The sequence below is a fragment of the Streptomyces malaysiensis subsp. samsunensis genome (assembly GCF_024519315.1).
Taxonomy (GTDB): Bacteria; Actinomycetota; Actinomycetes; order Streptomycetales; family Streptomycetaceae; genus Streptomyces; species Streptomyces malaysiensis.
In genome coordinates, this window is sequence record NZ_JANIIC010000097.1 from 1 (window position 1) to 22,246 (window position 22,246).

Annotated in this window: 25 protein-coding genes; 19 read left to right on the forward strand and 6 right to left on the reverse strand. The window is 72.7% G+C overall.

Annotated elements, in window-relative coordinates:
• The first annotated feature begins 160 nt into the window (after positions 1 to 160).
• The 6 genes from NQU54_RS44630 to NQU54_RS44655 all read left to right on the forward strand — a co-directional run bounded on the left by NQU54_RS44630 (position 161) and on the right by NQU54_RS44655 (position 4,023).
• Positions 161 to 325 (forward strand): CG2302 family histidine operon protein, encoded by a 165-nt coding sequence (locus tag NQU54_RS44630; RefSeq protein ID WP_167459905.1) that lies wholly within the window; start codon positions 161 to 163, stop codon positions 323 to 325.
• Positions 316 to 960 (forward strand): imidazole glycerol phosphate synthase subunit HisH, encoded by a 645-nt coding sequence (gene hisH / locus NQU54_RS44635; protein WP_257636017.1) that lies wholly within the window; start codon positions 316 to 318, stop codon positions 958 to 960. The genes NQU54_RS44630 and hisH overlap by 10 nt, the downstream gene beginning before the upstream one ends.
• An 82-nt stretch (positions 961 to 1,042) precedes the next feature.
• A complete protein-coding gene (gene priA / locus NQU54_RS44640; protein ID WP_069870119.1) occupies positions 1,043 to 1,774 on the forward strand; it encodes a bifunctional 1-(5-phosphoribosyl)-5-((5-phosphoribosylamino)methylideneamino)imidazole-4-carboxamide isomerase/phosphoribosylanthranilate isomerase PriA in 732 nt (243 codons plus the stop codon).
• Positions 1,771 to 2,181: a RidA family protein gene (locus NQU54_RS44645; RefSeq protein WP_257636018.1), complete on the forward strand. Its 411-nt coding sequence runs from the start codon at positions 1,771 to 1,773 to the stop codon at positions 2,179 to 2,181. The genes priA and NQU54_RS44645 overlap by 4 nt, the downstream gene beginning before the upstream one ends.
• Positions 2,178 to 2,960 carry an imidazole glycerol phosphate synthase subunit HisF gene (hisF, locus tag NQU54_RS44650; RefSeq protein ID WP_257636019.1) on the forward strand — a complete coding sequence of 261 codons (783 nt, stop codon included), beginning with the start codon at positions 2,178 to 2,180 and terminating at the stop codon, positions 2,958 to 2,960. The genes NQU54_RS44645 and hisF overlap by 4 nt, the downstream gene beginning before the upstream one ends.
• A 319-nt stretch (positions 2,961 to 3,279) precedes the next feature.
• A complete protein-coding gene (locus NQU54_RS44655) occupies positions 3,280 to 4,023 on the forward strand; it encodes an SDR family oxidoreductase (protein ID WP_257636020.1) in 744 nt (247 codons plus the stop codon).
• A 98-nt stretch (positions 4,024 to 4,121) separates the two neighbouring features.
• On the opposite strand, the gene NQU54_RS44660 is transcribed toward NQU54_RS44655, so the two are convergent.
• The 4 genes from NQU54_RS44660 to NQU54_RS44675 are packed head-to-tail and all read right to left on the reverse strand — an operon-like array spanning position 4,122 to position 8,656.
• Complete coding sequence (locus NQU54_RS44660) at positions 4,122 to 6,188, reverse strand: iron ABC transporter permease (protein WP_257636021.1); 2,067 nt, start codon at positions 6,186 to 6,188, stop codon at positions 4,122 to 4,124.
• Positions 6,189 to 6,194: 6 nt separating this feature from the next.
• A complete protein-coding gene (locus NQU54_RS44665) occupies positions 6,195 to 7,175 on the reverse strand; it encodes an iron-siderophore ABC transporter substrate-binding protein (RefSeq protein WP_257636022.1) in 981 nt (326 codons plus the stop codon).
• A complete protein-coding gene (locus tag NQU54_RS44670) occupies positions 7,172 to 8,038 on the reverse strand; it encodes an ABC transporter ATP-binding protein (protein ID WP_257636023.1) in 867 nt (288 codons plus the stop codon). Before NQU54_RS44670 ends, NQU54_RS44665 begins: the two co-directional genes overlap by 4 nt.
• A 54-nt stretch (positions 8,039 to 8,092) precedes the next feature.
• A complete protein-coding gene (locus tag NQU54_RS44675) occupies positions 8,093 to 8,656 on the reverse strand; it encodes an MSMEG_1061 family FMN-dependent PPOX-type flavoprotein (protein ID WP_257636024.1) in 564 nt (187 codons plus the stop codon).
• 145 nt (positions 8,657 to 8,801) lie between these two features.
• On the opposite strand from NQU54_RS44675, the gene NQU54_RS44680 reads away from it, so the two are divergent.
• Entirely contained in the window at positions 8,802 to 9,662 is an 861-nt protein-coding gene (locus NQU54_RS44680) for a polysaccharide deacetylase family protein (protein ID WP_257636025.1), read from the forward strand.
• A gap of 178 nt (positions 9,663 to 9,840) precedes the next feature.
• On the forward strand, positions 9,841 to 10,671 hold the full coding sequence (locus tag NQU54_RS44685; protein WP_257636026.1) for an endo alpha-1,4 polygalactosaminidase: 831 nt from the start codon (positions 9,841 to 9,843) through the stop codon (positions 10,669 to 10,671).
• A gap of 193 nt (positions 10,672 to 10,864) precedes the next feature.
• Here NQU54_RS44685 and NQU54_RS44690 read toward each other — a convergent pair whose 3' ends face one another.
• Both NQU54_RS44690 and NQU54_RS44695 read right to left on the reverse strand, forming a co-directional pair.
• Positions 10,865 to 11,497, reverse strand: a complete 633-nt coding sequence (locus tag NQU54_RS44690) for a TIGR03085 family metal-binding protein (RefSeq protein WP_079257261.1) — start codon at positions 11,495 to 11,497, stop codon at positions 10,865 to 10,867.
• A 78-nt stretch (positions 11,498 to 11,575) separates the two neighbouring features.
• Positions 11,576 to 12,694 carry a hypothetical protein gene (locus NQU54_RS44695; RefSeq protein ID WP_257636027.1) on the reverse strand — a complete coding sequence of 373 codons (1,119 nt, stop codon included), beginning with the start codon at positions 12,692 to 12,694 and terminating at the stop codon, positions 11,576 to 11,578.
• A gap of 192 nt (positions 12,695 to 12,886) precedes the next feature.
• On the opposite strand from NQU54_RS44695, the gene hisI reads away from it, so the two are divergent.
• From hisI to lgt, 11 genes are all read left to right on the forward strand, one after another.
• A complete protein-coding gene (gene hisI / locus NQU54_RS44700) occupies positions 12,887 to 13,264 on the forward strand; it encodes a phosphoribosyl-AMP cyclohydrolase (protein WP_100809414.1) in 378 nt (125 codons plus the stop codon).
• Between the two features lie 40 nt (positions 13,265 to 13,304).
• Positions 13,305 to 14,840 carry an anthranilate synthase component I gene (locus NQU54_RS44705; protein WP_257636028.1) on the forward strand — a complete coding sequence of 512 codons (1,536 nt, stop codon included), beginning with the start codon at positions 13,305 to 13,307 and terminating at the stop codon, positions 14,838 to 14,840.
• Positions 14,841 to 14,912: 72 nt separating this feature from the next.
• A complete protein-coding gene (locus tag NQU54_RS44710) occupies positions 14,913 to 15,599 on the forward strand; it encodes a TIGR02234 family membrane protein (RefSeq protein ID WP_257636029.1) in 687 nt (228 codons plus the stop codon).
• Between the two features lie 129 nt (positions 15,600 to 15,728).
• Positions 15,729 to 15,989, forward strand: a complete 261-nt coding sequence (locus NQU54_RS44715) for an HGxxPAAW family protein (RefSeq protein ID WP_257636030.1) — start codon at positions 15,729 to 15,731, stop codon at positions 15,987 to 15,989.
• Between the two features lie 120 nt (positions 15,990 to 16,109).
• Complete coding sequence (locus NQU54_RS44720; protein WP_099013417.1) at positions 16,110 to 16,520, forward strand: DUF2752 domain-containing protein; 411 nt, start codon at positions 16,110 to 16,112, stop codon at positions 16,518 to 16,520.
• Positions 16,521 to 16,683: 163 nt separating this feature from the next.
• Positions 16,684 to 17,493: an indole-3-glycerol phosphate synthase TrpC gene (gene trpC / locus NQU54_RS44725; protein ID WP_257636031.1), complete on the forward strand. Its 810-nt coding sequence runs from the start codon at positions 16,684 to 16,686 to the stop codon at positions 17,491 to 17,493.
• A complete protein-coding gene (gene trpM, locus NQU54_RS50420) occupies positions 17,490 to 17,669 on the forward strand; it encodes a tryptophan biosynthesis modulator TrpM (RefSeq protein ID WP_372506406.1) in 180 nt (59 codons plus the stop codon). Before trpC ends, trpM begins: the two co-directional genes overlap by 4 nt.
• A 60-nt stretch (positions 17,670 to 17,729) precedes the next feature.
• Positions 17,730 to 18,977, forward strand: coding sequence for a tryptophan synthase subunit beta (trpB, locus tag NQU54_RS44730; RefSeq protein ID WP_257636032.1), 1,248 nt, complete (start codon positions 17,730 to 17,732; stop codon positions 18,975 to 18,977).
• Complete coding sequence (gene trpA / locus NQU54_RS44735; protein WP_257636033.1) at positions 18,977 to 19,795, forward strand: tryptophan synthase subunit alpha; 819 nt, start codon at positions 18,977 to 18,979, stop codon at positions 19,793 to 19,795. Before trpB ends, trpA begins: the two co-directional genes overlap by 1 nt.
• A gap of 422 nt (positions 19,796 to 20,217) precedes the next feature.
• Positions 20,218 to 21,054, forward strand: coding sequence for a DsbA family protein (locus NQU54_RS44740; protein ID WP_257636034.1), 837 nt, complete (start codon positions 20,218 to 20,220; stop codon positions 21,052 to 21,054).
• 70 nt (positions 21,055 to 21,124) lie between these two features.
• Positions 21,125 to 22,093: a prolipoprotein diacylglyceryl transferase gene (gene lgt / locus NQU54_RS44745; RefSeq protein WP_257636035.1), complete on the forward strand. Its 969-nt coding sequence runs from the start codon at positions 21,125 to 21,127 to the stop codon at positions 22,091 to 22,093.
• The last annotated feature ends 153 nt before the right edge of the window (positions 22,094 to 22,246 follow it).

The following is a 22,246-nucleotide window of genomic DNA, read 5'->3' on the forward strand; positions in this document are numbered from 1 at the left end:
TGGCCGCCGGGTCGCGGATGACATTCGACCCGCGGTTTCGCCGCGCGGGCGGAGAAGCGAACGAGGTAGTGGTGAGCGTCGCACGCGTGGCCGCCGGGTCGCGGATGACATTCGACCCGCGGTTTCGCCGCGCGGGCGGAGAAGCGAACGAGGTAGCGCTTTGAACGGACTGTCGACCGTTTTCATCCTCCTGGGGCTGTTCCTGCTCGGCGGGGTCATCTCCTTCGTCAAGCAGGGCATGTCCAAGAGCATCGTCACGCTGCTCGGGATCGGTGCCACGATGGCGCTGCTCGCCGGGGTCCTGCGGCTCGAGGTATGGAATTGAGCACCAAGAGCGTCGTTGTCTTCGACTACGGATTCGGCAATGTCCGGTCCGCCGAGCGGGCCCTCGCCCATGTCGGCGCGCGGGTCGAGATCACCCGTGACTACGACAAGGCCATGGCCGCCGACGGCCTCCTCGTCCCCGGCGTCGGCGCCTTCGCCGCCTGCATGAAGGGGCTGCGCGCGGCGCGCGGCGACTGGATCGTGGGGCGCCGGCTGTCCGGCGGCCGCCCGGTCCTGGGCATCTGCGTCGGTATGCAGATCCTCTTCGGGCGCGGTATCGAGCACGGCGTCGAGGCCGAGGGCCTGGACGAATGGCCGGGCACGGTCGGGCCGCTGCGCGCCCCCGTCGTCCCGCACATGGGCTGGAACACGGTCAAGGCGCCCGGGGACTCACAGCTCTTCGCGGGTCAGGACGAGGACGAGCGGTACTACTTCGTCCACTCCTACGCGGTCCACACCTGGGAGCTCGAGGTCACCAACCCGCATATCCCCGCCCCCAAGGTCACCTGGGCCACCCATGGCGAGCCGTTCGTCGCCGCCGTCGAGAACGGGCCGCTGTGGGCCACCCAGTTCCACCCCGAGAAGTCGGGTGAGGCCGGGGCGCGGCTGCTCCGCAACTGGCTCGACACGCTCTGACCGGCCCGCACCGGCCGACGACGGCCCGCACCGGCCCCCGCTGCCCCCATCGCCCTCACGCTCTCAACCGAAGGTTGTCCGCATGCGCACGCACCGCCTCGAACTCCTCCCCGCCGTCGATGTCCGCGACGGCCAGGCCGTCCGCCTCGTCCACGGCGAGTCCGGCTCGGAGACGTCGTACGGCGACCCGATGGAGGCCGCCCTGGCGTGGCAGCGGGCGGGCGCCGAATGGCTGCACCTGGTGGACCTCGACGCCGCCTTCGGCACCGGGGACAACCGTGCGCAGATCGCCGAGGTGGCCCGCGCCATGGACCTCAAGGTCGAGCTGTCCGGCGGTATCCGCGATGACGCCTCGCTGGCCGCCGCCCTGGCCACCGGCTGCACCCGGGTGAACCTCGGCACGGCCGCCCTGGAGTCCCCCGAGTGGGTCGCCAAGGTCATCGCCGAGCACGGCGACCTCATCGCGGTGGGCCTCGATGTGCGCGGCACCACGCTGCGCGGCCGCGGCTGGACCCGCGACGGCGGCGATCTGTACGAGACGCTGACCCGGCTCGACTCCGAGGGCTGCGCCCGCTACGTCGTCACCGACATCGCCAAGGACGGCACCCTCCAGGGCCCCAACCTGGAGCTGCTGCGCAATGTCTGCGCCGCGACCGACCGGCCCGTCGTCGCCTCCGGCGGCGTTTCCTCGCTTGACGACCTGCGTGCCCTTGCGACCCTGGTACCGGAAGGTGTCGAGGGCGCCATCGTGGGCAAGGCGCTCTACGCCAAGGCGTTCACCTTGGAAGAGGCGTTGGAGGCGGTATCCGTATGACCTCACCCGAGAGCACGCGGCGGGTCCGGACCGGAAGTCCCTGGGAGGAGACCATCGGGTTCGCCCGGGCCGTCGAGGCCGGTGACCTGGTGCTCGTCGCCGGGACGATGCCACTGGCGGAGCGCGGCGTACTGGAGGGCGAGGGCGATCCGTACGAGCAGACGCTCGCCGCCTTCCGCCATGCTCTGGACGCGCTGAAGGAGTTCGACCTGGGCATCGAATCGGTGGTCCGCACGCGTATGTACCTCACCCACGCCCGCGACGTGGACGAGGTGTGCCGCGCCCACAAGCAGCTCTTCGACGCCGTGCGCCCCGCCGCGACCCTCGTCGTGGTGTCCGGCTTCGTCGACTCGCGCGTCCTGGTGGAAGTAGAACTGGAAGCATTCCGAGGAGCACGACAGTCATGACCCTGGCGGTCCGAGTCATCCCCTGCCTGGACGTGGACAACGGCCGGGTCGTCAAGGGCGTCAACTTCCAGAATCTGCGCGACGCGGGCGACCCGGTCGAGATGGCCAAGGTCTACGGCGAGGAGGGCGCGGACGAGCTGACCTTCCTCGACATCACCGCCTCCTCCGGTGACCGCGAGACCACCTACGACGTGGTCCGCCGCACCGCCGAGCAGGTCTTCATCCCGCTGACGGTCGGCGGCGGCGTCCGCACCCCTGAGGACGTCGACAAGCTGCTGCGCGCCGGGGCGGACAAGGTCGGTGTCAACACCGCCGCCATCGCCCGCCCCGAGCTCATCCGCGAGATCTCCGAGCGCTTCGGCAGCCAGGTGCTCGTCCTCTCGGTCGACGCCCGCCGCTGCGCGCCCGCGCCCGACGGGGGACCGGTCACGCCGTCCGGCTACGAGGTCACCACCCACGGCGGCCGCCGTGGCACCGGTATCGACGCCGTCGAATGGGCCCACCGCGCGGCGGAGCTGGGCGCGGGGGAGATCCTGCTGAACTCCATGGACGCGGACGGCACCAAGGACGGCTACGACACGGCCATGATCGAGGCCGTCCGCAAGCACGTCACCATCCCGGTCATCGCCAGCGGTGGCGCCGGTGAGCTGGCCGACTTCCCGCCCGCGATCGCCGCGGGGGCCGACGCGGTGCTCGCGGCCTCCGTCTTCCACTTCGGCGATCTACGGATCGGGCAGGTCAAGGACGCGCTGCGGGAGGCGGGGCACCCGGTGCGCTGAGCCGGACGCGCCGAAGCGGGGGATCACCGACCGGTGGTCCCCCGCTTCTCATGGCCTCAGGGCGTGACCCGGTGGCGCTGCCCGGCTGCTCGGCCACCGGACGGTGGTGCGGTAGGAGCGCTGTCCGCCCATGGGCGGTGTGCTCCCTTTCGTCTCCCAGCGGTGGCGGAGCTGGTTCCCGCACCTGACGCTGATGGCGGGCGCGCGCTGACGGGGAGTGCCGCACCCAGGAGCGGCGCGTCCTGGTAAAGGGTCGCTGACCTGCGCAGACTCGGTGGGGCCAGGGCAGAACGGCATCAGGATCGAAAGGGATACCGCCATGAACGCCAACACCGGGACAGGCAAGGTCGTGCTCATCACCGGGGCCAGCAGTGGGATCGGGGCGGCCACCGCGCGTCGGCTCGCCGCCGATGGGCACCGGGTCTATCTGGGGGCGCGGCGGACCGAGCGGCTGGGGGAGCTGGCCGGGGAGATCACCGCCGACGGCGGCAGCGCGGCGTACCAGCGGCTGGACGTCACCACGGCCGACGATATGCGGGCCTTCGTATCGGCCGCCCGGACGCGGTTCGGGCGGGTGGATGTGATGGTCAACAACGCCGGGGTGATGCCCCTCTCGCCGCTGGAGGCGCTGAAGGTCGACGAGTGGGACCGGATGCTCGATGTGAATGTGCGCGGTCTGCTGTACGGCATCGCGGCGGCGCTGCCGGTGATGAAGGAGCAGGGCGGCGGGCATGTCGTGAACATCGCCTCGGTCGGCGCGTACGAGGTCTTGCCCACCGCCGCGGTGTACTGCGCCACCAAGTTCGCCGTACGCGCCATCTCGGAGGGGCTGCGCCAGGAGTCGGCCGGTGATATCCGGGTCAGCCTGGTCTCCCCGGGCGTGACCGAGTCCGAACTCGCCGAGTCCATCTCCGATCCGAGCGCCCGGGAGGCCATGAAGACCTACCGTTCGGTGGCCATCCCCGCCTCCGCGATCGCCGACGCCATCGCGTACGCCATCGGTCAGCCCGCCGAGGTCGACGTCAACGAGATCGTGGTGCGCCCGGCCGCGAGCGCCCAGTAGGAAGCGCCGAGCCAGTAGGAAAGGCGCGCGTCCGCACCGCGCTCGGCGGTGGTACGCGGTCGGAGACCCGCCATGGGCCGACCGGTCCCGCGCCGCGGCTACCGTCGGCTCCGTACCAGCAGCCGCAGGAAGTACGGCGTACCGATGACCGCCGTCATCAGGCCGGCACCGAGCTGGGCGGGCGCGATCACCGTACGGCCGAGCAGATCGGCCGCGCAGACGAGCGCGGCGCCGAGGAGGACGGCGACCGGCACCACCCGTATGTGGCGCCGGCCCACCAGGGCGCGGGCCGCGTGCGGCGCCACGAGGCCCACGAAGCCGATGGTGCCGGCCGAGGCGACGGCGGTCGCGCTGAGCAGGACGCTCATCACCAGGAAACCGAGCCTGGCCCGGGACGGCCGCAGGCCGAGCAGGCGCGGTGTGTCGCCGTCCAGGGAGACGAGGTCCAGTTCGGTGCGCGCGGCGACGGCGGTGGCGAGGCCCAGGGCCAGCATGAGCGCGACGGGCAGGACGTCCGGCATGGTCCGCCCGTACGTCGAACCGGACAGCCAGGTCAGCGCCTTCGTGGCGTTGAACGGATCGGTGAGCACGATGAGCAGGCTGGTCAGCGCCGTCGTCCCGGCGGCCACGCCGACGCCGACGAGGACCAGCCGGTTCTGCTGGTAGCCGCCCCGGGCGGTGAGTCCGAAGACGACCACGGAGGCCACCGCGGCGCCCGCGAACGCCGCCCCCGCGACGCTCCAGGAACCGGCGACGGGCACCGTGGTGACGAGCAGTACGGCGCCCAGCGCGGCTCCGCCGGAGACGCCCAGGGTGCCCGGTTCCGCGAGCGGGTTGCGGGTCACGGCCTGCACCAGCGTGCCGGCCAGGGCGAGCGCCGCGCCCGCGCACAGGGCCGCGAGCACTCGGGGCACCCGGGTGTCCAGGACGAAGGAGACGGACCGGCCGACCCGCCCCTGCGCCCAGTTCACGACATCGCCGAGCAGGAGCTTGCTGTCGCCCAGCAGAACGCCACCCACCGTGACGCCGAGGGTTACGGCGACGGCGAGGGCCACCGTGATCAGGAAGGCCGTCCGGCCGGGCACCCGCAGCCGGTCGGGCGCCTCGGCTCCGGCCGTGTCCCGCAGCCGCAGGGCCATCACCACCAGGAACCCGGCGCCGACCAGGCTGGTGACGACGCCGGTGGGCACGGCCACCGCCGTGTCCGCGGGGACGAGGGCCCGCAGCAGCACATCGGAACCGAGCACCAGACCGGCGCCGACCAGACCGGCCACGGGCAGGGCCGCCCGGGTGCGGACGAGGCCCCGGAACCGGCGGGCGAGCGGGCGCACCAGGGCCGGGGCGCACAGACCGACGAAGCCGATGGGCCCGGCCAGCGTGACGGCCGCCGCGGACAGCAGCGCCGCCAGCACCACCACCGTGACGCGGGTGGTGCGGACGGGGACGCCCAGTCCGTGTGCGGCGTCGTCGCCGAGGGCGAGCGCGTCGATCCGGCGGGCGGTCAGCAGCAGCCCGGCGAGTCCGGCCAGCGCGACGGGCAGCATCTGGACGACGCCGTCGAAGCCGTTCTGACCGATGCTGCCCTGGTTCCACTGGTACAGCCCCTCGGTCTGTTCGGGGAACAGCAGGAGCAGACCCTGCGTCACGGAGTTCAGGCCCAGCGCCAGCGCGGTGCCGGCGAGGACCAGACGTACGGTGCCCGTGCCGAGGCCGGACAGGGCGAGCACGACGGCCGCAGCCAGCAGCCCGCCCGCGAAGGCGACACCGGAGGAGGCGAGCATCGGCAGCGAGACGCCGGTGGCCCCGGCCACTCCGAGCGCCAGGTACGAACCGGCGTTCACCGCGAGGGTGTCGGGCGAGGCGAGCACATTGCGGCTGACGGCCTGGAGCACGGCGCCGGCCACGCCGAGGACGGCGCCGACCAGGAGGCCGGCGGTCATCCGCGGCAGCCGGGAGGCGAGCACGACGGACGCGTCGTCCGGATCGGCCCGCCCGGTCAGCGCCTTGACCACCTCGGCCGGTCCGACGGCGGCGGTGCCCTGGGTGATGTCGGCCACGGCGAGGGCCGCGACCAGCAGGACGAGCAGGGCCGTCACCGCGGCCGCGCCCGATCGGGAGGCGGCCGCCTGTGGACGGGTGGCGGGGGTGTTCGCGGTGACGGCCATGGGCCGCTACTTCGTCAGCGCGTCGACGACGGCGTCGATGTACGCCTCCATCGAGCCGGGGCCGCCGAACATCCAGATGCCGTCGGGCAGCCGGTGCACATCGCCCGCCTTCACGAACGGCAGGGACTTCCATACGGAGTTCTTCGCCAGCGCACCGGTGAAGGGCGTGCTGCTCTTGTCGCCGTCGCTGCCTATGTAGCCGAACCGGACGTCCTCCGGCAGGTCGGTGAGTCCCTCGACATCGGTGGAGCCGAGGCCGTAGCTCGCGTCGCCCTTGACCTTCCAGGCGTTCTTCAGGCCGATCCTCTCGTTGACGGCGCCGATGAGCGAGCCGCTGGTGTAGGGGCGCAGGGAGACCTGGTTGGAGGTGACATAGCCGTCGGCGAAGGCGATCTCCGTACCGTCGAGACCGGCGTCGGCGAGGGCCTTCTTGCCCTCGGCCGCCTTGGCCTCGAAGTCCTGACGGGCCGTCTTCGCGCGGTCGGTGGTGCCGGTGGCCTTGGCGATCAGGTCGAGGTTCCCCAGCATCCGCCCGATCTGGTCGGAGGCGTCGGCGGACTTCACCGCCAGCACCGGGGCGACCTTGCGCAGCTGCTTGACGGCGGCCGGTGCCAGGTCGGTGGTCGCCAGGATGAGATCGGGCGAGAGGGAGGCGATGGTGTCCATGCTCGGCTCACCGCGGGTGCCGATGTCCTTGGGGCGGTTCTTCAGTGGGACGGCGGTGTCCCAGGTCTTGTAGCCCTTGACGTCGGCGACGCCGACGGGGTCGACGCCGAGCGTGAGGAGGGTCTCGGTGACGTTCCACTCGGTGGTGACGACCTTGGTGGCCGGGCCGTCCAGCCGGACCTTCGCGCCGGTGGCGTCGGTGAGGCTGATGGCCTCGGAGGTCTTCTCGGAGTTGTCGGCGGCGGGCTCGGTGGTGCCGCACGCGGCGAGGGCGAGTGCCGTGGCGGTCACGGTGGCCGCGGTGAGCAGGAGACGTCTCATGAGGTGGTGCCGAGCCTTTCGCTTCGGGTCGTTCGCATGTGGTGGCGGCCGATCGGGCGGGTGCGCGGCCGGCCGGTCAGGGGGTCGGTGTCGACGTCGAACCGGATGCCGTAGACGGCGGTCAGGCGGTCCGGCGTCAGGACCTCCTCGGGCCGGCCGTCGGCGACGATCCGGCCCGATTCGAGCAGCGTGATCCGGTCGGCGACGGCCGCCGCCTGGTCGAGGTCGTGCAGGACCACGCCGACGGCGATCCCGTGGTCGTCCGCCAGGTCGCGGATGAGGTCGAGGAGTTCGATCTGGTAGCGCGGGTCGAGATGGGTCGTCGGCTCGTCCAGCAGCAGCACCCCGGTCTCCTGGGCGAGGCATCCGGCCAGCCAGACCCGTTGCGACTGCCCGCCGGACAGGCGGTCGGCGCCGCGCTCGGCGAGGTCCGTGACACCGGTCAGCGCGAGCGCCCGGTCGACCGCGTCCGACGCGTCCGGGTCCGGGCGCCCGAAGCGGCCCCGGTAGGGGTAGCGGCCGAACTCGACGACGTCCCGCACGGTCAGTCCGCCGGGGGTGGGGCGGCTCTGGGTCAGCAGGGCCACATGCCGCGCGAACTCACGGGAGGTCAGGGCGAGACCGTCGGTGTCGGCGTCGATCCTGAGCTCCGCGTGGCGGGGCCGCTGCAACCGGGCGATCGTCCGCAGCAGCGTCGACTTCCCGCTGCCGTTGGGGCCGACCAGGGCGGTCACCTCGCCGGGCCGGAGCCGGAGCGCGGCGTCGTGTACGACGTCCACGCCGTCGTACGACACGGTCACACCCGTGGCCGACAGCTCATGACCGCGCAGCCGTGTGCGGGCCGCTTCCTCACCAGATCTCACGTTGCGAAGGTTAGCCTAACCTAAGTGGGGGTCGGTGGGCAGGGTGCCGGTGTCTCACTCGGTCCGCCAGGACGCCGGGTCCCACACCCCGGAACGGCGGAGCGCCTGCGGGCAGTGCAGGTAGATCTCGTCGATCTCCAGGACGAGGGCCAGCGCGGGGCGCCGGTCGTCCCGCGTCATGGCGTCGAAGAACGGGGCGTCGGTGAGGATGCGGGCCCGGCCGTTGATCCGCAGGACCTCCTTGCCGCCGGGGATCAGATACAGCAGACCGGCGTGCGGATTGTCGAGGATGTTGTGGAAGCTGTCGCCGCGCCGGTTCCCCGGCCGGTCGGGCAGGGCGAGCGTGCCGGAGTCGAAGATGTGTGTGAAACCGGCCGTGTCCCCGCGCGGGGAGACATCGCAGTTGCCGTCCGCGTCGGAGGTGGCCAGCAGGCAGAAGGGCGAGCGGGACAGGATGTCCCGGTCCTTGTCGGTGAGCCGGTCATGGACCTTCTCGATCACGACGGGCCAGGGTTCGCCCAGCAGTTCGCGCAGCTCCGTGCGTGATCCCAGCTCGACCCAGCCCTCCTCGGTCGCGGCGTCCGGCCCCTTCTCGGCGGTGTCGATCGTATGCGGCACGTCGGGCCCCCAGGGTGTGTGTGCGGCGGGCGGCCGCCCGCCGCACGCCATTGGAAGTTAGGTTTGGCTTACCTTACGTGCCGGATATGGCGGGGCCGTCGAAAAACCCGTTCGCCGATCGCTGACGGCGGCTCACACTGAGGGCATGGACGGAGCCGTGTCGAGTCAGCTGCTGGGGTTCCCGCCCGATGCGCGGGTGCTCATCGTCAACTGCGACGACCTCGGGATGCATGAGTCGGTCAACACCGCCGTCATCGACGCGATCGAGCGGGGGATCGGGAGTTCGTGCAGCCTGATGGTGCCGTGCCCGGGTGCGCCCCGGGCGATGCGGATGCTGCGCGACCGGCCGGATATCCCGTTCGGTATCCACCTCACGCTCGTCCGCGACGCGGATCACCTCCGGTGGGGGCCGCTGAGCGCGAGGGGCACGGTGGCATCGCTGCTGGACGAGCGGGGTGAGCTGTTCACCGCCGGCCGGCGGGCGGAGCTGCTCGCGCGGGCGCGGCCGGACGAGGTCGAGCGGGAGTTCCGCGCGCAGATCGAGGCCGTGGCCGACGCGGGACTGACGCCCACTCATCTGGACTGGCACTGTCTGGCCGACGGCGGCGGCCAGGACATCTTCGAGCTGACCGTGGCACTGGCGGGGGAGTACGGACTGGCGGTGCGGGTCTGGCTCGACGGCGGCCGCCGGGCGGCGCGCGGGCGGGGGCTGCCGGTCGTCGACCATGACTTCCTGGACAGCTTCGCCCTCGACATCGACGGCAGGGCGGCCCGCTACGCCGCGCTGCTGCGCGCCCTGCCGCCCGGCCTCAGCGAGTGGGCGGTCCATCCCGGGCTGGGCGATGAGCGCTCGCGGGCCGCCGAGCCCGGCGGCTGGCGGGTGCGCCACGGCGACCACGCGTTCCTGACCTCGCCGGACGCCCGCCAACTGCTGCGGGACGAGGGGATCGTGGTCATCGACTACCGGCCGCTCCAGCGGCTGTGGTCCGCGGGATCCCCGACTTGACGCCATCGCGGGGGCCCGCTTTGATCGCAGCAGCCGTACGGGTGTACCGCCCCCGTGCCGCCCAAGAGGTACGCCCAGCCGGTAGGGGACCCGGTTCCGGTCCCGAGCCCGGACTCAGTCGCCAGGACGGCGGATGCCATCCGAGGCGGGGCCGTTACCCGCGAGTGTTGGAGTATCCATGCCCACCAGCCATGCCGCCCGCCTTCGCCGCCGCTGGGTCCTCGCGTCGGTGGTGACGGCCGCCGCCGCGGCCGCCGCCGTCGTGGCCGTGTCCATGACCTCGGGAGCCAGCGCGTCCGGAGTGGCCCTGCCGCCCGTCCACGGCGGCTTCGACTACCAGATCGGTGGCGAGTACACCCCGCCCAAGGGCGTCGACATCGTCAGCCGCGACCGCGCGGACTCCCCGGCGGACGGGCTGTACAACATCTGCTATGTCAACGCCTTCCAGGTCCAGCCGGGCGAACGCGACCAGTGGCCGGACGACCTGCTGCTGCGCGACCGCGACGGCGACCTCGTCATCGACACCAAGTGGAAGGAACCGCTGCTCGACATCAGCACCGCGGGGAAGCGCGAGCGCGTCGCGGAGAAGGTCGACGGCTGGATCGACGGCTGCGCCGACAAGGGCTTCGACGCCGTCGAGCCCGACAACTACGACAGCTACGAACGCTCCAAGAAGCTGCTGACCACCGCCCACGCCAAGGAGTTCATGGCGCTGCTGTCGGAGCACGCGCACGCCCAGGGGCTGGCCATCGCACAGAAGAACACCGCGGAGCTCCTCTCCGGCCGGAAGGCGGCCGGGCTGGACTTCGCGGTGGTCGAGGAGTGCGGCGAGTACGACGAGTGCGGTGACTTCGCCGAGGCTTACGACGACCATGTGGTGGTGGTCGAGTACGGCGAGGAGGGCTTCGCCAAGGCGTGCGCGGGCTGGGGCGACCGGCTCAGCATCGTCCTGCGGGACGAGGACGTCTCGCCCGACGACGGCGCGGACTACGTGCGCGAGACCTGCTAAGCGCTTAGCTGGAAGTGCCCCGACCTGCCGTCGATCGTCTGCGGCGCCGTCGTGGCCGGCCGCGCCCGCGCGGCGGAGCCGCATATCGACACAGCCCCGCCCCCCTTCGGGGCGCCACCGAACCGCAGCCGACTTCCGCCGATCCGCTTAGGGGACTCCCCCGGATACGTACCCGCGCGCGGGGGCGCCCGGCTCAGATGCCGAGCTTGGCCTCCCGCGCCGCGGCCACGGCCTCCTTGTCGCCCTCCAGCTCGACCCGGGCGGACTCCTGGCGGCCGGTGAGGAAGAGCGCCAGCTCGCCCGGTTCACCGGTGACCGTGACGACCGGGACGCCGCGGCGGGCCACCGCCGTACGGCCGTCCGGACGCCGCAGCACCAGGCCGACGGGGGAGCGGCGGCCGAAGACCCGGGCGCCGCGCTCGATACGGGACCACAGCGCGTCGGCGAAGACCGGGTCCAGCTCGCGCGGTGTCCAGTCCGGCTGGGCCCGGCGCACATCCTCGGCGTGGACGTAGAACTCGAAGCTGTTGGCCGCCTCGTCCACCTGCTTCAGCGCGAACGGCGACATTCGCGGCGGACCGGTGCGGAACAGCTGGAGCAGCTCCTCGTACGGCTTCGCCGCGAACTCCTCCTGCACCCGGGTCAGCCGCGAGGCCAGCGGCTTGACCAGCACCCCGGCGGCCGCGTCGGGGCGGCGCTCGCGGACCACCAGATGGGCCGCCAGATCGCGGGTGGTCCAGCCCTCGCACAGCGTCCGGGCGCCGGGGCCCGCGCCTTCCAAGAGGTCGGCGAGGAGCAGGCGTTCGCGCTTTGCGTGAGTGGACATGGGTCCACCCTACGACCGGGGCCCGTCCGCTGCCACGACAAGCGCCGCCGCGCGCCGCCGTGGCCGCCCCGCCCGGACCTACCCCGGCAGGGGCTCGCCCAGCTTCTTGCCGTCGCGTCCGGCGCTCAGCGTGAGCGCGCAGGAGACCTGGTCCTCGCCCTGGACGGAGTAGGTGCCCAGCGCGGGGTACAGCGCGTAGTAGTAGTACATCCGGCCGTCGTTGGGGATGCTCTTGAGCCGCTTCTTGGCGTCCGTTCCGCACAGCGCGAGCGCCTTGGACTGGATCGCGCTCTCGGAGGAGAAGTCGCCGCTCAGCGTCTCATTGGCGATCACCTCGCCGTCGTGCGGACCGTGGCAGGGCCGCTTCTCGACCTTGGTGACGCCGCTGTCCATCGCCGGATGGTCGAAGCACTGACCGGGGTCGAGCACCACGTACGGCACCTTGCCACCGGGCCCGCCGGACTCCGACGCGTCCGGGGCCGCGGAATCCGAGGGGCCGGGATCCCCGTCGGGGGCATCGCCTCCGCCGCCCAGCGGCGCGCCCTGACCGGGGTCCTCCGAGCCCGCCGGAGCGGCGGACGTCGCGTCGTCCGAGGGCGAGGAGAGGGGGCTGTCCGAGGCGGAGGCCGAAGCGGACGGGCCGGCGTCGGCCGATGTCCTCTCGTCCCCGTCGTCCTTCGTCCCGATGACGATCGCGCCGACGACCACCGCCACGGCCACCACCGCCGCGATGACGATCGCCGTGGTCCTGGAACCGCCGGTGCCGGGCGGCGGGGGAGGCGGCGGCAGCGCGCCGGCGGGCATCGGCCCCGGCGGCAGCGCGCCCGGGGGTATGGACCCCGGCGGCAGCGCGCCGGGCGGCGGTCCGCCGGGCATCAGGACCGGTGGGGTGGGCGGGCCGAAACCACCGCTCGGCGGGGCGGACGGCGCCGGCCAGGACTGGGCCCCCGGCTGGTCCTGAGGCCCGGGCCGGGGCCGCGCACCCGTCCCGCCCGGCTGCGCGGGCGGGTCCGCCGGGGGCGGCGGCCCGAAGCCCTGCTGCGGCGGCTGCGCCTGCGGGGGCTGCTGCGGCGGCTGCGCCTGCTGGGGCTGTGAGGGCTGTGGCTGTGGTGGTTGCTGCTGCGGCTGCGGCGGTGGACCGAACTCCCCGCCGTTTCCAGGCCGGTTGGGGTCATTCGACGGCGGCGGAAACGTCATGCCCGAAGCATGCCCCATTCCACCGACAACCCGACCATCGGGCCCGGCCTGCCGGCGACCGCCGGACCCGGCCCACCGGCCCGGGACACCGACCTGGATACCGGCCCCGATACCGGCCCCGACACCCGCCCGGACACCGGTCCGGCGGAGATCATTCGCGGGGACCCCCCTCCGGACGTGCAGAATGGTCGCATGACCGGCTCCGACCGCCCCTCCGCCCTCGACCCGGCCCTCGCCGCCCGCCTCAAGCGCGGCGCCGACGGCCTGCTGCCCGCCATCGCCCAGCAGTACGACACCGGTGAGGTGCTGATGCTCGGCTGGATGGACGACGAGGCGCTGCACCGCACCCTCACCACCGGCCGCTGCACCTACTGGAGCCGCAGCCGCCAGGAGTACTGGGCCAAGGGCGACACCTCCGGCCATGTCCAGCTGGTCAAGTCCGTCGCCCTCGACTGCGACGCCGACACCATCCTCGTCAAGGTCGACCAGGTCGGCGCCGCCTGCCACACCGGCGACCGCACCTGCTTCGACGCCGACGAACTGCCGCTCGGCCGACCGGCCGGCCAGTAGACCGCCGGCAGCCCGGCCACCGCCCCACCCAGCCGGCCCCGTGCCCCGCGGGGCTCCCCAGACCTCGACCCAGGACGCTGTCACGATGGATCTCGAGACCTTCCGCAAGCTGGCGGCCGACCGCCGCGTCATCCCCGTCAGCCGCAAGCTGCTCGCGGACGGCGACACCCCTGTGGGCCTCTACCGCAAACTGGCCGCCGAGCGCCCCGGCACCTTCCTCCTCGAATCCGCCGAGAACGGCCGCTCCTGGTCGCGCTACTCCTTCATCGGCGTCCGCAGCGCCGCCACCCTCACCGAGCGCGAGGGCCGCACCCACTGGCTGGGCACCCCGCCGGTCGGCGTGCCCACCGAAGGCGACCCGCTCCAGGCGCTGCGCGCCACCGTCGAGACCCTGCACACCCCCCGCGACCTCGGGGGCCTGGTCCAGCTGCCGCCGTTCACCGGCGGCATGGTCGGCTACCTCGGCTACGACATCGTCCGCCGTCTGGAGAAGGTCGGCGAGCACGGGCGGGACGATCTGCGCCTGCCCGAGCTGACCATGCTGCTCACCTCGGACCTCGCGGTGCTGGACCACTGGGACGGCACCGTGCTGCTGATCGCCAACGCGATCAACCACAACGACCTCGACACGGGTGTGGACGAGGCGTACGCGGACGCCGTGGCCCGGCTCGACGCGATGGCCGCCGATCTGGTCCGCCCCGTGCCGACCGACCCCGCCGCGCTGCCCGAGTCCGAACTGCCGGAGTACACCGCGCTGTGGGGCGGTGAGGACTTCAAGGAGGCGGTGGACGACATCAAGGAGCGCATCCGCGCGGGCGAGGCGTTCCAGGTCGTCCCCTCGCAGCGGTTCGAGACACCGTGCTCGGCCAGCGCCCTCGACGTCTACCGGGTGCTGCGCGCCACCAATCCGAGCCCCTATATGTACCTCTTCCGGTTCGAGGGCTTCGATGTGGTGGGCTCCAGTCCGGAGGCCCTGGTCAAGGTCGAGGACGGCCGGGCGATGCTGCACCCCATCGCCGGCACCCGCCACCGCGGGGCCACCCCGCAGGAGGACGCCGCCCTCGCCGAGGAGCTGCTCGCCGACCCCAAGGAGCGGGCCGAGCACCTGATGCTGGTCGACCTCGGGCGCAACGACCTCGGGCGGGTCTGCGAGCCCGGCAGCGTGGAGGTCGTCGACTTCATGTCGGTCGAGCGCTACAGCCATGTCATGCACATCGTCTCGACCGTCACCGGCAGCCTCGCCGAGGGCCGTACGGCCTTCGACGTGCTCACCGCCTGCTTCCCCGCGGGCACCCTCTCCGGCGCCCCCAAGCCGCGCGCGCTCCAGATCATCGAGGAGCTGGAGCCGAGCCGCCGCGGGCTGTACGGCGGCTGTGTCGGCTATCTGGACTTCGCGGGCGACTCCGACACCGCGATCGCCATCCGTACCGCGCTGCTGCGCGACGGCACCGCGTATGTCCAGGCGGGCGCGGGGATCGTGGCCGACTCCGATCCGGTGGCCGAGGACGCGGAGTGCCGCAACAAGGCGGCGGCGGTGCTGCGGGCGGTGCACGCGGCGGGGCGGCTGGGGCGGTAGTTCCCGGTAGTCGCCGGTAGTTCTCATATCCCCGCGAACGAGCCCGTACCCGGGTGGGGGATAGTGGTAGGCGTGACCGCAGCAGCCGTACCCCAGCCCAGGGCCGAGCACGAGCCCTCCGCCTCCGCCGTGCGCGGCCGCCGAAGCAGCCTTGTCATCGCCCTGCTGGCCGGTGCGCTGGGCGCCGCCCTCGTCCTGCTGGCCACCAGCCGCAAGTGGGCCGAGGGCACCGCCGCCGTCGCCCAGGGCTCCCTTCCACAGAGCGCCGACGGCGACGACATCACCGGGCTGCCCGGTGCGCTGGCCGTCGTCGGCCTCGCCGCGCTGGTCGCGGTCTTCGCCGTGCGCCGCCTCGGCCGTGTCGTCGTCTCGGCGCTGCTCGCACTCTGCGGCGCGGGCGTCGTCGTCAGCTCGGCGCTCGGCGCGTCCGACAAGGCGGCGCTGGAGGAGAAGGCGTCCAAGGTGAGCGGGCTGACCCACAGCCCCATCCACGACGTGGCGTACACCCCCTGGCCGTGGGTGGCCGCGGCGGGCGGGGTGCTGCTGCTGCTCGCGGGCGTGCTCGCGCTGGGCTACGGCCGGCACTGGCCCGCCATGTCCGGGCGGTACGAGCGCGCGGGCACCACGGGCCGGGCCCGCACCCGGCGCGGCGGCCCGGCCCCCGACCCGGACCGCCCCGAGGAGCTGTGGAAGGCCCTGGACCGGGGCGAGGACCCGACGGAGGCACCGGAGCGGCAGGAGGCCGAGCGGGGCGCCTGAGCGCTCCCCTCCCACACCGCGGGGCCCCACCCCCGCGCAAGGGTGTTTCGCGCGTCGGGGACAATGGCCTGGGAGCGTTCGCCTCCCCGAGCGCCGGGACCAGGCGCGGTACAGCAACGAGGAGAATTCATGGCGGGTCACAACCACGGACACACCCCGGCCGCCTGGACCGGTGTCACCATCGCCTTCATCGGCTTCTGCGTCGCCGGCGCGTTCACCGTGGCGGCCAGCCCGCTCGGCTTCTGGGCGGGCATCGTGATCATCGCCCTCGGCGGTATCGTCGGCATGGCGATGCGCGCGGCCGGGTTGGGCATGCCCAAGGCGCAGCCCGTGCGGCCGCAGCCCGCGGTCCAGTCGCAGACCCAGGCGCAGGCGCAGACCCAGAGTTGAGCCCCGGCGCGGCCCGGGGCCGCGCCCGCCTCCGTCGCCGCGCTCGCCACTGAGCCGTACGGAGGCCGGTGCACCGGTTCTGAGCTGCGCCTTCGTGGATGCCGGGGCAGACTCGGCGGTGTGACCGAACCACCGCCGACCGCCCCGGCCCCCCTGGTACGGCGGCTGGCCGCGCCGTTCGGCGTGCTCGCGGGCGTCCTGGCCGCCTTCGGTTATGTCGGCGCCGTCGACCCCCGGGAACCCGGCCACTACCCCGTCTGCCCGCTGCTGCGGCTCACCGGGCTGTACTGCCCCGGCTGCGGCGGGCTGCGCGGCGCCCATGCCCTGGCGCACGGCGATCTGGCGGCCGCGCTGCGCGACAACGCCCTCGCGGTCGGCTGTTACGCGGTCTTCGCCGTCTGCTGGGTGGTGTGGTGCGTACGCGGGCGCTTCCCGGTGGCGCGGCCCTGGTACGCGGGGGCGCTGGGCGCGGCGGCCCTGGTCTTCACCATCGTCCGGAATTTCCCGTTCGGGGGACTACTGACACCATGACCGCTGTTGTGTATGTGCATGTGGTGGGCGTCCGCGTCAACCGGATGCGAGAGCTCGGCCTCCCGGCGGCTACCATCGCAGTGCCGGGTGACGCGGTGAACCCGTCCCACCCGGCAGATCCACAGCAGCTAGCTTCATCCCCGTCACGGAAGGGGGCCGCTCGGTGAGTGTGCTCGACGAGATCATCGACGGAGTCCGTGCCGACCTCGCGGAGCGGCAGGCGAGCGTCGCCCTCGACGAGCTCAAGGAGCGGGCGGCCAAGGCCCAGCCGGCGAAGGACGGCGTCGCCGCGCTCAAGGGCGAAGGCGTCAAGGTGATCTGCGAGGTGAAGCGGTCCAGCCCGTCCAAGGGCGCGCTCGCCGCGATCGCCGACCCCGCGGGGCTCGCCGCCGACTACGAGGCGGGCGGCGCGGCCGTGATCAGCGTGCTGACCGAGCAGCGGCGCTTCGGCGGCTCGCTGGCCGACCTGGAGGCCGTAAGGGCCAAGGTCGACATTCCGGTGCTCCGTAAGGACTTCATCGTCACCTCGTACCAGCTGTGGGAGGCGCGCGCGTACGGCGCCGACGTCATCCTGCTGATCGTCGCCGCGCTGGAGCAGGAGGCCCTGGTCTCGCTCGTCGAGCGGGCCGAGTCGATCGGGCTCACACCGCTGGTCGAGGTGCACGACGAGGAGGAGGTCGCCCGGGCGGTCGACGCCGGGGCCCGGGTGATCGGCGTCAACGCGCGCGACCTCAAGACCCTCCAGGTGGACCGGGGCAACTTCGCCCGGATCGCACCGGAGATCCCGGACCATATCGTCAAGATCGCGGAGTCGGGGGTGCGCGGACCGCACGACCTGATCGCCTACGCGAACGACGGCGCGGACGCGGTGCTGGTCGGCGAGTCCCTGGTGACCGGTCGCGACCCCAAGGTCGCGGTGGCCGATCTGGTGGCGGCGGGCGCCCATCCGGCGCTGCGCCACGGCCGGGACTGACGGCGGGGCGGGATCGGCGCACCATGGAGACGTACGCACGCCTGGCCCGGGGCTGTCGGCCCCGGGGCTGCCGCGCGCCCGCGAGGCGGGTGCGGGGGCGGCGCGTGCGCTACCACATCGGATGCGAGCCGGGGCAGATCAACGGGCGTCGATGGCGACGCGCCGCGCCGCGCTGAGCGCGCACGGTTTCCCATCACATCCGTTGCGGGGCGATGCCCCGATCGAGGAGTACAGCCATGTCCTCTGATTTCTTCATCCCTGACCCGGAGGGTCAGGTGCCCACCGCCGAGGGGTACTTCGGTGCCTTCGGCGGCAAGTTCATCCCCGAGGCGCTCGTCGCCGCGGTCGACGAGGTCGCCGCCGAGTACGAGAAGGCCAAGACCGACCCCGCCTTCGCGGCCGAGCTCGAGGATCTGCTGGTCAACTACACCGGCCGGCCCAGCGCGCTGACCGAGGTGACGCGGTTCGCCGAGCACGCCGGGGGCGCCCGGATCTTCCTCAAGCGCGAGGACCTCAACCACACCGGCTCCCACAAGATCAACAACGTGCTGGGCCAGGCCCTGCTCACCAAGCGGATGGGCAAGTCCCGGGTCATCGCCGAGACCGGCGCCGGTCAGCACGGCGTGGCCACGGCCACCGCATGCGCGCTGTTCGGGCTCGAGTGCACCATCTACATGGGCGAGATCGACACCCGGCGGCAGGCGCTCAACGTGGCGCGGATGCGGATGCTGGGCGCCGAGGTCATCGCCGTGAAGTCCGGCAGCCGCACCCTGAAGGACGCCATCAACGAGGCGTTCCGGGACTGGGTGGCCAATGTGGACCGCACCCATTACCTCTTCGGCACCGTGGCCGGTCCCCACCCCTTCCCGGCGCTGGTGCGCGACTTCCACCGGGTGATCGGCGTGGAGGCGCGGCGGCAGATCCTGGAGCGGACCGGGCGGCTGCCGGACGCGGTCGCGGCCTGTGTGGGCGGCGGATCCAACGCGATCGGGCTGTTCCACGCCTTCCTGCCGGACGAGAGCGTGCGGATCGTCGGCTTCGAGCCCGCCGGACACGGGGTGGACACCGGGGAGCACGCGGCCACGCTGAGCCAGGGCGAGCCCGGGATCCTGCACGGCTCCCGGTCGTTCGTGCTCCAGGACGAGGACGGGCAGATCACCGAGCCGTACTCGATCTCGGCCGGTCTCGACTACCCCGGCGTCGGCCCTGAGCACGCGTATCTGAAGGACACCGGCCGCGCCGAGTACCGGGCGGTCACCGATGACGAGGCGATGCGGGCGCTGCGGCTGCTGTCGGAGACCGAGGGCATCATCCCGGCGATCGAGAGCGCCCACGCGCTGGCGGGCGCCCTGGACCTCGGCCGTGAGCTGGGCAGCGACGGTCTGGTGCTGGTCAACCTCTCCGGGCGCGGCGACAAGGACATGGACACGGCGGCTCGGTACTTCGGGCTCTACGAGCGGCAGAGCGACGAGGGGGCGAAGTGATGGCCGGGAACCTGGAGCTGCTGGGATCCGTCCTGGCGAGTGCCAAGGCCGAGGGGCGCGCCGCGCTCGTCGGCTATCTGCCCGCCGGTTTCCCCACCGTCGACGGCGGGGTGGACGCGATGACCGCCATGATCGAGGGCGGCTGCGACATCGTCGAGGTCGGGCTGCCGCACAGCGATCCGGTGCTCGACGGTCCGGTGATCCAGACCGCCGACGACATCGCGCTGCGCGGCGGGGTCAGGATCCGCGATGTGATCCGCACGGTGGGGGAGGTGCACGCCCGCACGGGCGCCCCGATCCTGTGCATGACGTACTGGAACCCCGTGGACCGGTACGGCGTGGAGCGGTTCGCCGCCCATCTCGCCGAGGTGGGCGGCGCGGGCTGCATCCTGCCTGATCTGCCGGTCGAGGAGTCGGAGATCTGGCGGAAGGCCGCGGAGCAGCACGGTCTGGCGACGGTGTTCGTGGTCGCGCCCAGCAGCCGCGATGAGCGGCTGGCGAAGATCACGGCCGCGGGCAGCGGTTTCGTCTACGCGGCGTCCCTGATGGGTGTCACCGGAACGAGGGAATCGGTGGGCCAGGAGGCGCGCGCGCTGGTGGAGCGCACCCGTGCGACCACCTCGCTTCCGGTGTGCGTGGGGCTCGGCGTCTCCAACGCCGCGCAGGCGACGGAGGTCGCCGCGTTCGCCGACGGCGTCATCGTGGGCTCGGCCTTCGTCAAGCGGCTGCTGGACGCCGAGGGCGACGGCGAGGCCGGTCTGGCGGGGCTGCGCGAGCTCGCGGGTGAGCTGGCGGAGGGCGTCCGCGCGGCCGGTTAGGGAGTGTCCGACGGTTCTTGCCGCCTGCGGCGGGCTGCTCCCCTCCCCGCCCCTTCCCACAACTGGGGCTCCGCCCCAGACCCCGCTCCTCAAGCGCCGGAGGGGCTGGGTGGCGGGGCTTGGCCCCGGGCTCCGCTCCTCGCGCTGGAGGGGCTGGGTGGCGGGGCTTGGCCCCGGGCCCCGCTCCTCGCGCCGGAGGGGCTGGGTGGCGGGCTTCGCCCCGGACCCCGGGGGCCAGGGGCGGAGTCCCTGCCACGCGGCGGAGCCGCATATCGGTGCTGCGGGAAGGGGCGGGGAGGGGGAACTATCGATATGCGGCTCCGCCGCGTGGTCCGCCGGCCACCCGTCAGAGGGTCGCTCGTTAGAGGGAACAACGGGGCGGAGGAGCTCAGCGGTGCTCCTCCGCCTCGTTAGGCGAGGGCGTGAGTCAGAGAAACCGTGAGGGAAAGCGCGGCGCCCGAGAGCGCCTGCGGGAACAGCGCGAACGGGACCGGGCGCGCGCGAAGCGCAAGCGGACGCTGGGCGTCGTGGGGGCGGCGGTGGCCGTCCTCGCCGGGGCCGTCGGGGTGGGCATGGTCGCGTCCAGGACCGAGGACGACTCGGGGAAGTCGGGCAGCGCCCTGGTGCCGCCGCGCGGAGCGGTCGGCAAGGGACGTCTGGTGATCCCCTCGGGGAAGCACGGGAAGGACGGGAAGGCGGAGCAGGAGGGCAAGGCGGGGAAGGCCGCGAAGGCCGCCCCGGTGACCCTGACGGTCTACGAGGACTTCCGCTGCCCCGGCTGCAAGCAGTTCGAGGACGTCTTCCGCAAGACCGTCCACCAGCTCCAGGACGAGGGCCGGATGAAGGTCGAGTACCACCTGGTGACGATCATCGACGGAAACCTCGGCGGCACCGGTTCGCTCCGCGCCGCCAACGCGGCGGCCTGCGCCCAGGACAAGGACCCCGCCATGTTCCGGGCGTACCACGATGTGCTCTACCGCCATCAGCCCCAGGAGACCCGGGACACCTACGCGAACAACAGCAGGCTGATCAAGCTCGCGGACCAGGTCCCCGGGCTGGTCACGCCCGCCTTCCGCACATGTGTCGAGGACGGCCGGCACGACACCTGGGTGCGCAAGTCCAACGATGTCTTCGCCCACTCCGGCTATGCCTCCACGCCGACCGTGCTGCTCGACGGGAAGTCCGTGTACGGCGATCCCAAGAAGCCGCTGAGCCCCAACAAGCTCAAGCGCATGGTCCTCGCGGCGGCCCGGGACTGATCCTTGTTACGCAGCCGTTGCCGGGTGGGTTGCCGTATCTCCCGCCCGGCACGGTAGCGTCGGTCCTGTCATGGACCTCCTCGCTTATATTCCCAGCCCGTCGTCCGGCGTGATCCATCTCGGTCCGGTCCCGCTGCGCGGCTATGCGTTCTGCATCATCATCGGCGTCTTCGTCGCGGTCTGGTACGGCGGACGGCGCTGGGTCGCCCGGGGCGGCCAGGTCGGCACCGTCGCCGACATCGCCGTCTGGGCGGTGCCCTTCGGCCTGGTCGGCGGCCGCCTCTACCACGTCATCACCGATTACGAGCTGTATTTCACCGACGGCCGTGACTGGGTGGACGCCTTCAAGATCTGGCAGGGCGGCCTCGGGATCTGGGGAGCCATCGCGCTGGGCGCGCTCGGCGCCTGGATCGGCTGCCGCCGCCGTGGGATCCCGCTCCCGGCGTACGCGGACGCCATCGCGCCCGGGATCGCCTTCGCCCAGGCGATCGGGCGCTGGGGCAACTGGTTCAACCAGGAGCTGTACGGCAAGGCGACCACACTGCCCTGGGCGCTGAAGATCGACGGCGACGCCGACGCGGGCCGGGTGGCCGGCACGTACCACCCGACCTTCCTGTACGAGTCGCTGTGGTGCGTCGGCGTGGCGCTCCTGGTGATCGGGGCGGACCGCCGCTTCAAGCTGGGGCATGGCCGGGCGTTTGCCCTCTACGTCGCGGCTTACACCGTGGGCCGCTTCTGGATCGAGTACCTCCGGGTGGACGACGCCCACCATGTGCTGGGGCTGCGGCTCAACAACTGGACGTCCGTCGTGGTCTTCCTGGCCGCGGTGGCCTATCTGGTGATCTCCGCGAAGAGGACCCCCGGCCGCGAGGAGATCGTGGAGCCCGCCGCGGTCGAGGACGGCGCGGCCGAGAGCGGCGCCGGACCGGCCGCGGCCACCGAGGCGGGCCACGGTACCGCGGCCGCGAGCAAGGCCGGGAGCGGTGGCGCGGACGATGCCGCGGTGGCCGCCGAGGCGGAGTCCGCCAAGAAACCCTGACGCGCGCCCTGGTGCGTCCACCGGGCCGCCGAACCCCTCGGGGTTCGGCGGCCTCTTCGCGTTTCCGCAGGTCAGCGAGGTAAGTTCGGCCTTCCTTGCTGGCGGAGCAGGGGAATTCGTGCGTACCTTCGAACCGTTGGGGTGAGGGCCGCA